This window comes from Avibacterium volantium, from assembly GCF_900635775.1.
GTDB lineage: Bacteria > Pseudomonadota > Gammaproteobacteria > Enterobacterales > Pasteurellaceae > Avibacterium > Avibacterium volantium.
The window spans coordinates 572,169-585,647 of sequence record NZ_LR134167.1; the positions used below are offsets into that span (position 1 = coordinate 572,169).

Annotated in this window: 8 protein-coding genes, 3 tRNA genes and 4 rRNA genes; 14 read left to right on the forward strand and 1 reads right to left on the reverse strand. The window is 44.2% G+C overall.

The annotated features are described in order from the left end of the window. Positions 1 to 29: 29 nt before the first annotated feature. A complete protein-coding gene (gene tusA / locus ELZ61_RS02795) occupies positions 30 to 269 on the reverse strand; it encodes a sulfurtransferase TusA (protein ID WP_126371275.1) in 240 nt (79 codons plus the stop codon). Between the two features lie 75 nt (positions 270 to 344). Between tusA and ELZ61_RS02800 the strand changes: the two genes are divergently transcribed. The 14 genes from ELZ61_RS02800 (at position 345) to hemW (ending at position 13,416) form a co-directional block, all read left to right on the forward strand. Then, on the forward strand, positions 345 to 953 hold the full coding sequence (locus tag ELZ61_RS02800) for a YigZ family protein (protein WP_126371277.1): 609 nt from the start codon (positions 345 to 347) through the stop codon (positions 951 to 953). A gap of 11 nt (positions 954 to 964) precedes the next feature. Beyond that, complete coding sequence (locus ELZ61_RS02805; RefSeq protein WP_164550712.1) at positions 965 to 2,428, forward strand: TrkH family potassium uptake protein; 1,464 nt, start codon at positions 965 to 967, stop codon at positions 2,426 to 2,428. Continuing rightward, positions 2,428 to 2,937 (forward strand): menaquinone-dependent protoporphyrinogen IX dehydrogenase, encoded by a 510-nt coding sequence (gene hemG / locus ELZ61_RS02810; protein ID WP_126371279.1) that lies wholly within the window; start codon positions 2,428 to 2,430, stop codon positions 2,935 to 2,937. The genes ELZ61_RS02805 and hemG overlap by 1 nt, the downstream gene beginning before the upstream one ends. Before the next feature lie 341 nt (positions 2,938 to 3,278). Then, positions 3,279 to 4,448, forward strand: coding sequence for a pyridoxal phosphate-dependent aminotransferase (locus ELZ61_RS02815; protein WP_197717466.1), 1,170 nt, complete (start codon positions 3,279 to 3,281; stop codon positions 4,446 to 4,448). Positions 4,449 to 4,850: 402 nt separating this feature from the next. After that, positions 4,851 to 6,391, forward strand: a 16S ribosomal RNA gene (locus tag ELZ61_RS02820). Between the two features lie 97 nt (positions 6,392 to 6,488). Further along, positions 6,489 to 6,564: transfer RNA gene (locus ELZ61_RS02825), tRNA-Glu, on the forward strand. 219 nt (positions 6,565 to 6,783) lie between these two features. Beyond that, a 23S ribosomal RNA gene (locus ELZ61_RS02830) occupies positions 6,784 to 9,894 on the forward strand. Positions 9,895 to 10,034: 140 nt separating this feature from the next. Next, a 5S ribosomal RNA gene (rrf, locus tag ELZ61_RS02835) occupies positions 10,035 to 10,150 on the forward strand. A gap of 50 nt (positions 10,151 to 10,200) precedes the next feature. Continuing rightward, positions 10,201 to 10,316 (forward strand): 5S ribosomal RNA (gene rrf, locus ELZ61_RS02840). The 16S, 23S and 5S rRNA genes sit together here with 3 tRNA genes alongside, the layout of an rRNA operon. Before the next feature lie 11 nt (positions 10,317 to 10,327). Continuing rightward, a tRNA-Asp gene (locus ELZ61_RS02845) sits at positions 10,328 to 10,404 on the forward strand. An 8-nt stretch (positions 10,405 to 10,412) separates the two neighbouring features. After that, positions 10,413 to 10,488: transfer RNA gene (locus ELZ61_RS02850), tRNA-Trp, on the forward strand. A gap of 631 nt (positions 10,489 to 11,119) precedes the next feature. Continuing rightward, entirely contained in the window at positions 11,120 to 11,491 is a 372-nt protein-coding gene (locus tag ELZ61_RS02855; RefSeq protein ID WP_126371281.1) for a ComEA family DNA-binding protein, read from the forward strand. A 150-nt stretch (positions 11,492 to 11,641) separates the two neighbouring features. Beyond that, positions 11,642 to 12,256 (forward strand): RdgB/HAM1 family non-canonical purine NTP pyrophosphatase, encoded by a 615-nt coding sequence (gene rdgB, locus ELZ61_RS02860; RefSeq protein WP_126371283.1) that lies wholly within the window; start codon positions 11,642 to 11,644, stop codon positions 12,254 to 12,256. Further along, complete coding sequence (hemW, locus tag ELZ61_RS02865; protein ID WP_126371285.1) at positions 12,256 to 13,416, forward strand: radical SAM family heme chaperone HemW; 1,161 nt, start codon at positions 12,256 to 12,258, stop codon at positions 13,414 to 13,416. The genes rdgB and hemW overlap by 1 nt, the downstream gene beginning before the upstream one ends. The last annotated feature ends 63 nt before the right edge of the window (positions 13,417 to 13,479 follow it).

The window sequence follows — 13,479 nt, forward strand, 5'->3', positions numbered from 1 at the left end:
GCGTTTAACGCACCTTTTTATTTTGCTTTTTACTGCCCCTTTTGCACCCAATATTTAAACGGTGTGCTTTCTGTTTCGCTTTTAAGTAAGCGATGATCCATAAATTGACAAAAACTCGGAATATCTCTTGTGGTGGCGGGATCATCGGCAAGAATGAGCAACACTTCACCCTTTTGCATATGGCGAATTTGTTTGCGCACCAGCATTACGGGTTCAGGGCAGCGTAGTCCTTGGGTGTCTAACTGTTGGTGAATGTGAATTTCGTTCATTGTTTATTTTTCGTTGAAGTGATTTTGTGCGTATAATACCGTTCAATTAAATATCGGTCAAAGTTAGTCTGGGTTATGGAATATTTAATCCCGCAAAGTGCGGTGGTTTTTGAAGAAGAAATTAAGAAAAGCCGTTTTATCACTTATCTCAAACATACGGAAGGTTTAGAACAAGCGAAAGCCTTTTGGCAGGAAATTCGTACCCAGCACCCTAATGCGCGCCATCATTGTTGGGCAGCGGTGGCGGGTAAGCCTTCGGATTCTCAATCTTTAGGCTTTTCTGATGACGGCGAACCTGCAGGCACGGCGGGCAAACCAATGCTGAATGCCTTGTTGGGTAGCCAGATTGGTGAGATCAGTGCTGTGGTGGTGCGCTATTATGGCGGAATTTTGCTCGGCACGGGCGGTTTAGTGCGCGCTTATGGCAATGGCGTGCAACAGGCGTTGAAATTGCTCGAAACCACAATGAAAGTGGAACGAGAACATTTTTGTTTAACTTGCGATTATGACCAAATTAACTGGCTGCAACATTTATGCGAGCAGCAAGATGTGTTGATTGAATCGCAAGATTTCCAAGAAAAAGTGCATTTTGTGTTGGCAATTCGTCCTGATAAACGCGCTGCGTTTGAACGAGAATTAACCGAGCGTTCGGCAGGGCAGTTGGCTATCATCGCAATAAAATAAGAGAGAACATTGTGCATATATTATCTATTTTTCGAATTATCGGCATTTTGGTGATGTGCTTTTCAGCCACAATGCTCGTGCCAGCTTTTGTGGAGTTGATTTATGGCGATGGTGGCGGAAAAGCCTTTATGCAAGCCTTTATTGCCAGTTTTTCTTTTGGTACGTTGTTGTGGTGGAGCTGTCATCAACATAAACAGGAATTGCGTGCCAGAGAAGGCTTTCTTATTGTGGTGGCGTTCTGGGTATTGCTCAGTTTATTGGCGGTGATCCCTTTCTTATTATTTGATGAATTAACAATGAGCTTTGCCGATGCCACCTTTGAAGCCTTTTCAGCACTCACTACCACGGGCGCAACGGTGATGTCGGGGCTAGATAATTTACCTAAATCCATTTTATTTTATCGTCAGTTTTTGCAATGGTTAGGTGGAATGGGATTGATCGTCTTAGTGGTGGCGGTCGTACCAATTTTAGGCATTGGTGGTAGTCAGCTTTATCGTATTGAATCCTCAGGGCCGCTTAAAGATCAGAAAAATCTTCCCAGAATTGCAGAAGTGGCAAAGTTGTTGTGGATTTTATATTGCGTGCTGACCACTGTGTGTATTATTGCCTATTGGGGCGCGGGAATGTCGCTATTTGACGCGATTTCTCATAGTTTCTCTACCGTGTCTAATGGCGGAATGTCCACCCACGACGCGAATTTAGGTTATTTTAACAATGCAACTATTTATTTTCTCGCTGCTTTTTTTATGCTTGTTGCGGGCTGTAACTTTGGGCTGCACATCACCGCGCTAACCCATTGGAAGCACCAAAGCCTATGGAAAACTTACTGGCACGATCCCGAATTTCGCTTCTTTTGTTTAGTGCAAGGCTTCTTTATTTTGGTGCTATCCCTTGGGCTATACCTTTCTTTCGATAACCTTTCCTTAATTGATGCCTTCGCGCAGGGGAGCGCGCAATCGGCCTCAATGGCGATGACTTCGGGTTACACGTTATTTGATTTCAATCAACTACCACCATTTTTAGGAATGATGTTAGTCTTTGCGGGATTATTAGGTGGCTGTGCTGGTTCAACCTCTGGTGGGTTAAAAATGATCCGTGTTTTAGTAGTGTGGTTACAATTTAAACGAGAATTAAAATCCTTAGTTCACCCGAATTTAGTCGTACCAGTGAAACTTGGGGATAATTTACTTTCTATGCAAGTGATTGAACGCATTTGGGCATTTTTGATTGCTTTTTTCTTAACATTTTGGCTTTGTGTCTTTGCTGCTATTTTATGTGGAATGGGGGCATTCGACTCCATCGGCGCTGTTTTTGCCGCAATTACTAATGCTGGCCCTGGTTTAGGAATAATTAGCACTAGTTTTGCTAACGTGCCAGATAGTGCGAAATATGTTTTTTCTTTTGCTATGGTAGCAGGGCGCTTAGAAGTTTTTTCATTGCTTGTCCTATTTAGCCCCGCATTTTGGAGAACTTAATGAAAACCTTGATTTTATATTCTAGCTATGACGGGCAAACGCAAAAAATCGCCCAATTCCTAGCCGAAAAATTGGGCGCGCAAGTGCGTAGTATTAACGATAATGTTACTGATTTAGCAGAATTTGATCGCATTATTATCGGTGCTTCAATTCGTTACGGGCATTTCAATAAATTGCTCTATAAATTTATTGAAAAAAACACCGCACTTTTAAATCACAAGCAAACGGCATTTTTCGGCGTTAATCTCACCGCACGCAAAGCCGACAAAAATACGCCTGAAACCAATGTCTATGTGCGGAAATTCCTACAACGCATTGCTTGGAAACCCACTTGTGCAGCGGTGTTTGCTGGCGCATTGCTGTATCCCCGCTATGGCTGGTTTGACCGAATGATGATTCGTTTTATTATGAAAATCACCGGCGGCGAAACCGACACCAGCAAAGAAATTGAATATACCGATTGGCAAAAAGTGGCGGTGTTTGCAGAGCAGATAAAGCAGCTAAATTAGCTAAAAGAAAGTGCGGTGGAAAAATTTAAAAAATTTCCACCGCACTTTGTATAAAGGGACAAATGTATTTTATGTTGTAATATTGGCGTTTCAAAAAATGTTTTTTTCAGTTTCCTTCTTTTTTCCTACAAGAAAACATTTCTCATACGACTATAAAACCTCTTAAGTTGAATTAAAATTCATTTTTTGTGCATATAAAGTTAAATTTAGTGTTTTGTTACTTGACAAGTTAGCTGAAATGTTACAAATTTAACTCACTTAGAATAAGCATATTTATTGTGTTTAAAGTGCTTGTTTTGTGGTTTTGAAATTTAATGACTAAAACTAAATAAGGAATAATTATGCAAATCAATCGTCGTCGTATGTTACAACTTGCCGCAGCAGGTGTTACCGCAGGTTTTTTCAATCATAAAGTGGTTGCCGAAACGCAACCGATTACCACACAGACAACGTTCACGCTACCAAGTGCTGAACATCCTTTATTGTTAAACTTCAATGAAAACTCATTGGGAATGAGTGCCTCTGCGCGTCAAGCTGTAATTAATCATCTTAATTTATCCAACCGCTATCCTGACAGTGAGCGTGAAGGCTTGATTGAAGATATTGCTAAGTGTTTCAATCTTAATACAGAAAATGTAGGATTAGGTAATGGTTCTTCTGAAGCCATTGAGGCTGTGATTTCAGGCTGGATTCAACAAGCGAATGATAAAAAACAAGCGGTACAAGTGATTGCGCCCGATCCAACATTTGGTATTTATGAAGATTATGCTGTAGCCCGCAATGTACCAGTGGTAAAAGTTCCACTAAAAGCAGATCTCTCATTTGATCTTGATGCAATTCGATCCAAGGCAGATCAATTTGATGGGATTAGCATTATTTATCTTTGTAATCCGAATAACCCAACGGCATTGCTAACACCAAATAGCCAGTTAGCTCCTTGGTTAGATAATATCCCAGAAAATCATCGCTTGTTGATTGATGAGGCTTATGCAGAATATGCAGAAGGCAATCCGCAATTTACCAGTGCGATAGAATGGGCGCGTAAAGGCACTGAACGTTTGGCTGTAACCAGAACGTTTTCTAAATTGTATGCCTTAGCCGGTTTGCGGATTGGTTATATGGTGGCAGCGAAATCAGAAATGGATTATTTACGCCAATTTTTAAGTGCTGATAATATCAACTTAACTGCGGCAGTAGCGGCGCGTGCAACCTTAGCGGATAACGCCTTTTTGCAAGAAAGCCGCAGTGTTACAGATGAATCTCGCCGTATGGTGATGAAAGCGCTTGATGAATTAGGGCTTACTTATGTGGCAAGTAGTGCGAATTTCATTTTTCATCGCATCAAAGGTGATAGTGTTGAATACGCTAAGAGAATGAAAGCATACAATATTGTGGTTGGTCGTGCTTTCCCACCATTAACGAATTACAACCGTTTAACGCTAGGAACGCCAGAAGAAATGGCATATCTGATTCAGGTATGGAAAGAATTTCGCACAAAAGGCTGGATCTAAATTGAGATCTGGAAAGGATACCAAATAGTATCTTATAAATTTATAGAGTTTATAGGCGGAAAACTTGCTAATTTTCCACCGCACTTTGCTTGATAATTCAGCGGTGTGATTTTAAAATAATCAGTTGAGATGATTTTTCGCCATTTTTTTGCAAAAAGGGGTTGCAAAGATTTTTCAGATGCCTATAATACGCCGCACACAACGACGCGACGTTGTAGAAATTGAAAGATACACATCGCGTCGTTGTTTTTTGCTCTTTAACAATCAATCAGACAATCTGTGTGGGCACTTGTTGATTCTGGAAAAATTTAAAAGATTTAGAACAATTAGTGCTTAACTGAAATTCATAGTGATTTTAAATGAAATCACAGAGCTTTGTTAGTGTACGAATTGAGAAAGATTAAACTGAAGAGTTTGATCATGGCTCAGATTGAACGCTGGCGGCAGGCTTAACACATGCAAGTCGAACGGTAACGGGTTGAAAGCTTGCTTTCAATGCTGACGAGTGGCGGACGGGTGAGTAATGCTTGGGAATCTGGCTTATGGAGGGGGATAACCATTGGAAACGATGGCTAATACCGCATAGTATCGAAAGATTAAAGGGTGGGACGTTTAGCCACCTGCCATAAGATGAGCCCAAGTGGGATTAGGTAGTTGGTGAGGTAAAGGCTCACCAAGCCTGCGATCTCTAGCTGGTCTGAGAGGATGGCCAGCCACACTGGGACTGAGACACGGCCCAGACTCCTACGGGAGGCAGCAGTGGGGAATATTGCGCAATGGGGGGAACCCTGACGCAGCCATGCCGCGTGAATGAAGAAGGCCTTCGGGTTGTAAAGTTCTTTCGGTGGTGAGGAAGGCAGTGGTGTTAATAGCACTACGGTTTGACGTTAGCCACAGAAGAAGCACCGGCTAACTCCGTGCCAGCAGCCGCGGTAATACGGAGGGTGCGAGCGTTAATCGGAATAACTGGGCGTAAAGGGCACGCAGGCGGTGGCTTAAGTGAGATGTGAAAGCCCCGAGCTTAACTTGGGAATAGCATTTCAGACTGGGTTACTAGAGTACTCTAGGGAGGGGTAGAATTCCACGTGTAGCGGTGAAATGCGTAGAGATGTGGAGGAATACCGAAGGCGAAGGCAGCCCCTTGGGGAGATACTGACGCTCATGTGCGAAAGCGTGGGGAGCAAACAGGATTAGATACCCTGGTAGTCCACGCTGTAAACGCTGTCGATTTGGGGATTGGGCTTAGAGCTTGGTGCCCGTAGCTAACGTGATAAATCGACCGCCTGGGGAGTACGGCCGCAAGGTTAAAACTCAAATGAATTGACGGGGGCCCGCACAAGCGGTGGAGCATGTGGTTTAATTCGATGCAACGCGAAGAACCTTACCTACTCTTGACATCCTAAGAATCCTGTAGAGATATGGGAGTGCCTTCGGGAGCTTAGAGACAGGTGCTGCATGGCTGTCGTCAGCTCGTGTTGTGAAATGTTGGGTTAAGTCCCGCAACGAGCGCAACCCTTATCCTTTGTTGCCAGCACTTCGGGTGGGAACTCAAAGGAGACTGCCAGTGATAAACTGGAGGAAGGTGGGGATGACGTCAAGTCATCATGGCCCTTACGAGTAGGGCTACACACGTGCTACAATGGTGCATACAGAGGGGTGCGAGCCTGCGAGGGTGAGCGAATCTCAGAAAGTGCATCTAAGTCCGGATTGGAGTCTGCAACTCGACTCCATGAAGTCGGAATCGCTAGTAATCGCGAATCAGAATGTCGCGGTGAATACGTTCCCGGGCCTTGTACACACCGCCCGTCACACCATGGGAGTGGGTTGTACCAGAAGTAGATAGCTTAACCGCAAGGGGGGCGTTTACCACGGTATGATTCATGACTGGGGTGAAGTCGTAACAAGGTAACCGTAGGGGAACCTGCGGTTGGATCACCTCCTTACCTAATAGAATAGATGAGTGCTCACACAGATTGTGATGGTTGATGTTAGACAAGCGAGAGCGAAACTCAATGTCGTGTGAGATTACCTTTATATGTAGTCCCCTTCGTCTAGAGGCCTAGGACATCGCCCTTTCACGGCGGTAACAGGGGTTCGAATCCCCTAGGGGACGCCATTTAAAGCTAATTTTTTAGCGATTTGCTCTTTAACAATGTAAAAACAAGCTGAAAACTGAAGAGACTTTCAAGCTAATGAGGAAGTGGTGACAGTGATAGAACCATTTTCTTATTAAATTGAAGAAGTCTGAGTAAAAAAGACTTACTTGAACAAAAGCAAGTAAGCGTTCTCAACGAGAATGAAGAGACTTCAGGGAGAAAAATCCTTGAGGTTGTATAGTTAAGTGAGAAAGCGTACAGGGCGGATGCCTTGGCAATCAGAGGCGATGAAGGACGTGCTAATCTGCGAAAAGCGTGGGTGAGTTGATAAGAAGCGTTTAACCCACGATGTCCGAATGGGGAAACCCGATAGGTGAAGAACCTATCATTGTTTACTGAATAAAATAGGTAAACAAGGCGAACCGGGAGAACTGAAACATCTAAGTACCCCGAGGAAAAGAAATCAACCGAGATTCTGTGAGTAGCGGCGAGCGAAAGCGGAGAAGCCAGTGAGTGATAGCATGTGATTTAGGAGAATTAGCTGGGAAGCTAAGCGACACAGGGTGATAGCCCCGTATCTGAAAAATTGCGTGTGGTACTAAGCTTACGACAAGTAGGGCGGGACACGAGGAATCCTGTTTGAAGATGGGGGGACCATCCTCCAAGGCTAAATACTCCTGATTGACCGATAGTGAACCAGTACTGTGAAGGAAAGGCGAAAAGAACCCCGGTGAGGGGAGTGAAATAGAACCTGAAACCCTGTACGTACAAGCAGTGGGAGCCCCATCATTAAGCCAAAGGCACGATGATGAGTAGCGCACCTTTTGTTGGAAGTGCGGTTGACTTCACGCAGTGAAGTCCAACCCGAAAAAATCAAACAGAGGGGGCTTAATGATGGGGTGACTGCGTACCTTTTGTATAATGGGTCAGCGACTTATATTTTGTAGCGAGGTTAACTGAATAAGGGAGCCGAAGGGAAACCGAGTCTTAACTGGGCGTTGAGTTGCAAGGTATAGACCCGAAACCCGGTGATCTAGCCATGGGCAGGTTGAAGGTTGGGTAACACTAACTGGAGGACCGAACCGACTAATGTTGAAAAATTAGCGGATGACTTGTGGCTGGGGGTGAAAGGCCAATCAAACCGGGAGATAGCTGGTTCTCCCCGAAATCTATTTAGGTAGAGCCTTGAGCGGACACCTTTGGGGGTAGAGCACTGTTTCGGCTAGGGGCCCATCCCGGGTTACCAAACCGATGCAAACTCCGAATACCGAAGAGTGATACTCAGGAGACACACGGCGGGTGCTAACGTCCGTCGTGGAGAGGGAAACAACCCAGACCGCCAGCTAAGGTCCCAAAATCTATATTAAGTGGGAAACGAAGTGGGAAGGCTTAGACAGCTAGGATGTTGGCTTAGAAGCAGCCACCATTTAAAGAAAGCGTAATAGCTCACTAGTCGAGTCGGCCTGCGCGGAAGATGTAACGGGGCTAAAATATAGTACCGAAGCTGCGGCATCAGGCGTATCACTAATACGCCTTAACGATTAACCACTTGCGAAGCAAGTGGGTAAAGCGAAAAACACGTTGAGTGTAATGGCAAAAAATCGAAGAGGGATATTAGTGATACGCCTGTTGGGTAGGGGAGCGTTGTGTAAGCGGAAGAAGGTGATTTGAGAGGATTGCTGGACGTATCACAAGTGCGAATGCTGACATAAGTAACGATAAAACGGGTGAAAAACCCGTTCGCCGGAAGACCAAGGGTTCCTGTCCAACGTTAATCGGGGCAGGGTGAGTCGGCCCCTAAGGCGAGGCTGAAAAGCGTAGTCGATGGGAAACGGGTTAATATTCCCGTACTTGGTAAAGCTGCGATGTGGGGACGGAGAAGGTTAGGTTATCACACTGTTGGATATGTGTGTTTAAGCTGGTAGGTGGGAAGACTAGGCAAATCCGGTCTTCTATTCAACACCGAGAAGTGATGACGAGGCTCTATGGAGCTGAAGTAACCAATACCACGCTTCCAGGAAAAGCCACTAAGCGAAAGGCTTTACTAAACCGTACTGAAAACCGACACAGGTGGTCAGGTAGAGAATACTCAGGCGCTTGAGAGAACTCGGGTGAAGGAACTAGGCAAAATAGCACCGTAACTTCGGGAGAAGGTGCGCTGGCGTAGTGTGAAGTTCTATACGGATGGAGCATGAACCAGTCGAAGATACCAGCTGGCTGCAACTGTTTATTAAAAACACAGCACTCTGCAAACACGAAAGTGGACGTATAGGGTGTGATGCCTGCCCGGTGCTGGAAGGTTAATTGATGGTGTAATCGAAAGAGAAGCTCCTGATCGAAGCCCCAGTAAACGGCGGCCGTAACTATAACGGTCCTAAGGTAGCGAAATTCCTTGTCGGGTAAGTTCCGACCTGCACGAATGGCATAATGATGGCCAGGCTGTCTCCACCCGAGACTCAGTGAAATTGAAATCGCCGTGAAGATGCGGTGTACCCGCGGCTAGACGGAAAGACCCCGTGAACCTTTACTATAGCTTGACACTGAACCTTGAATTTTGATGTGTAGGATAGGTGGGAGACTATGAAGCGGTAACGCCAGTTATCGTGGAGTCGTTGTTGAAATACCACCCTTTAACGTTTGATGTTCTAACGAAGCGCCTGAAACGGGTGTTCGGACAGTGTCTGGTGGGTAGTTTGACTGGGGCGGTCTCCTCCCAAAGCGTAACGGAGGAGCACGAAGGTTTGCTAATGACGGTCGGACATCGTCAGGTTAGTGCAATGGTATAAGCAAGCTTAACTGCGAGACAGACAAGTCGAGCAGGTGCGAAAGCAGGTCATAGTGATCCGGTGGTTCTGAATGGAAGGGCCATCGCTCAACGGATAAAAGGTACTCCGGGGATAACAGGCTGATACCGCCCAAGAGTTCATATCGACGGCGGTGTTTGGCACCTCGATGTCGGCTCATCACATCCTGGGGCTGAAGTAGGTCCCAAGGGTATGGCTGTTCGCCATTTAAAGTGGTACGCGAGCTGGGTTTAGAACGTCGTGAGACAGTTCGGTCCCTATCTGCCGTGGGCGTTGGAGAATTGAGAGGGGCTGCTCCTAGTACGAGAGGACCGGAGTGGACGCATCACTGGTGTACCAGTTGTCTCGCCAGAGGCACTGCTGGGTAGCTAAATGCGGAAGAGATAAGTGCTGAAAGCATCTAAGCACGAAACTTGCCTTAAGATGAGTTCTCCCAGTCTATAAGACTGTAAGGGTTGTTTGAGACTAAGACGTAGATAGGCTGGGTGTGTAAGCGGTGTGAGCCGTTGAGCTAACCAGTACTAATTGCCCGAGAGGCTTAACTATACAACGCTCAAGGGTTTTGGCTTGTTTTTGATTGTGAAGGAAGAGTGAGAATAAAAATAAAAACACTTAGTCGGATAATGGCATAGAAATAAGCGAAGTTATCGACTAAGAGAAAAGACATAAAGAATACAAAGAATTATCTTGGCGGCGCTAGTGCAGTGGACCCACCTAATTCCATGCCGAACTTAGAAGTGAAACGCTGTAACGCCGATGGTAGTGTGGGGAATCCCCATGTGAGAGTAGGACACCGCCAGGTTTTATTTTGTTAATTTATTTTTATTTAAGTAAATTAACAAAATAAAATTTTTTGGCAGCTATAGTGTAGCGGATCCACCTAATTCCATGCCGAACTTAGAAGTGAAACGCTATAACGCCGATGGTAGTGTGGGGAATCCCCATGTGAGAGTAGGTCACTGCCAATTATCAGTTTTGCGGAGCGGTAGTTCAGCTGGTTAGAATACCTGCCTGTCACGCAGGGGGTCGCGGGTTCGAGTCCCGTCCGTTCCGCCACTTCATTTAGGGGCGTAGTTCAATTGGTAGAGCACCGGTCTCCAAAACCGGGTGTTGGGAGTTCGAGCCTCTCCGCCCCTGCCATCAGATATAAAATTTCCTTATTACTCCAATTTTTTCATTATATTTTAAGTTTAGTTTTCTTTTGCTTTTCTGAAATTATCATAATTTGAAAAGAATGATGGTTATCAGAGTTTTTGTATTCCTATGCTTCCATATTTTTTGGCTTTTAGTATGAAAAATCTATTAAAGGGCAGTATTTTGCACATTGTTAATGTCAAGCGCGATTACAATAGCAAAACTTGATGAATAAATCAGATTAATGGGAGAACGAGTAAAAAAAAAGCAAAGCACAATGTCAGAGAGCTTACGAGTACAAGATTGAGGGCAAGGTTTTGGAAGATAAAATAAGTAATGCCCTCTCCTCCCAAGAATAAGCAAAGGCAATGATAGAAATATCATTACCTTTTCTTTTTTAAACAATCTAAGCCGAACGTGTTTATTATGACTTGTTAAGCTATCAAAAATAGATTTCACTTTTTTATTTTTTGCACCTTCTTATATCAAATTACCTTATTTATTCCGTTTATTTTTACGATCGTGATCGTAAAAGAGCGGTGCTTTTCTTGCGAGTTTTTGTATTGAGATGCAAAGTATCACTGCTGATTTATTCAGTATTTATACTTTTTTGTTTCTATGAATAAGGAAAACCGTAATGAAAATTAAGACAGTTCTATCTTCTTTATTGTTATCTATAGGCTTGTTAAGTAGCTTTTCTGTTGTGGGTCAACCTCAACTAAATGAAAAAGTCAGTTCTAGTACCGCTCAAGTTTTGACGGATACAATCAAAGAGGAATCTTTTATTGGGGAAAAATTGAATATCAATACCGCTACAGCGAGCGATATTCAACGTTCGTTGGTTGGTATTGGTGCGAAAAAAGCTGAAGCAATTGTTGATTATCGTGAAAAACACGGCAAATTTACCGCAGTAGAACAGCTGTTAGAGGTTCAAGGCATTGGGAAAGCAACATTAGAAAAAAACAGAGAACGTATCGATCCTTTATCATTTAGTGAAGATGGCAAATAGAGATCACAATTAAAATGCACTATACTAATCACACTAAGTATATGGCGTAAACATATTATCGCTGAATGGAGATCATAATCTGGTTTCTACTCAATGAGTGTTACAAGGGCGACTTAGTGGTCGCCCTTTTTTATTTTATAAGGAGCAACAATGAAACAAAAAATTGTGCTTGCTACGGGCAATCAAGGCAAAGTGCGCGAAATGGCCGATGTGCTAGCAGATTTTGGCTTTGAGGTGATCGCACAAACGGATTTAGGCATTGAAAGCCCCGAAGAAACAGGCTTAACTTTTGTGGAAAATGCCTTGTTGAAAGCGCGTTATGCAGCCAAAATGTCAGGTTTGCCCGCCATTGCTGATGATAGCGGATTAGTGGTGAATGCACTCAATGGTGAGCCAGGGCTATATTCCGCTCGTTACGCAAGTGTTGATGGCGAGCAAGCCGATGCTGAAAATCGTAAAAAGTTATTACAAAAATTAGCTAATGTGCCAGCCAGCGAACGCCAAGCCAAGTTTGTTAGCTGCATTGTATTATTGCAACACGAAACCGATCCTTCACCGATTATTGCGGAGGGGGAATGCGCAGGTGAAATCACTTTTGAAGAAAAAGGTGAAAATGGTTTTGGTTATGACAGTCTATTTTTCTATCCTGAAAAAGACCGCACTTTTGCCGAGCTTGATACGCCAGAGAAGAAACAAATCTCACATCGCGCACGTGCATTAGGCGTGTTAAAAGCACGCTTGCAAGCCAAAGAGCGGTCAAAATAATGCAAGTTTTTCCGCCGCTTTTTCCGCCATTGAGCCTTTATGTACATATTCCTTGGTGCGTACAAAAATGCCCTTATTGCGATTTCAATTCCCACGCGCAAAAAGGCGGCATTCCCGAACAGGAATATATCGCGCATTTGTTGGCTGATTTACGCCAAGATCTAGCGCGCTATCAAGCAAGTATTGGTGAGCGAACGCTACATTCCATTTTTATTGGCGGTGGCACGCCGAGTTTATTTTCAGCACAAGGCATTGCACACTTATTGCAAGGGATTGAACAGCAAATTCCCTTTGCGCCAAATATTGAAATCACCTTAGAAGCCAACCCCGGCACGGCAGAAGCGAGCCGTTTTGCAGGCTATGTGGAAGCTGGGGTAAATCGCCTTTCTTTAGGCATACAAAGTTTTGATGATGAAAAATTGCAACGCTTAGGGCGCATTCATAATTCTGAGGAAGCCAAAAGCGCGGTGCAAATGGCAAAAGATGCGGGCTTTAAACGCATTAATTTAGATTTAATGCATGGCTTACCAAATCAAACATTGACGGAAGCGCTAGATGATTTGCGTCAAGCTATTGCCCTTGAGCCGAGCCATCTTTCTTGGTATCAGCTCACCATTGAGCCAAATACAATGTTCGCCTATCGTCCGCCTACATTGCCTGATGATGACGCGCTATGGGATATTTTCGAGCAAGGTCATCAGCTTTTAAGCCAAGCAGGCTATGGGCAATATGAAACCTCTGCCTATGCCAAAGCCGGTGATCAGTGTCGCCATAACCTGAATTATTGGCGCTTTGGCGATTATTTGGCAATAGGCTGTGGTGCGCACGGAAAATTGACTTTCCCGAATGGCGATATTTTGCGTTTTTCTAAAACTAAGCACCCGAAAGGCTATATGCGTGGGGAATATTTATATGAAGAAAAGCCAATCTCCCTTAATGAGCGTCCTTTTGAATTCTTTATGAACCGTTTTCGCTTGCTTGAACCTGTGCCCAAAATTGAGTTTGAGAATTTGACGGGATTATCCTGTGATGTGATCGCAAAACAAATTGATTGGGCTAAATCACAAAAATATATTCAAGAAAACCACCGCACTTGGCAAATCACCGAGCAAGGTAAGTTGTTTTTAAACGAATTGTTAACAGAGTTTTTACCCGAATAGGGCTTGTATCTGCCCGTGAATGGGATTAAAGTAGATGCCTTATTCGCAAACGTTTACTTATAG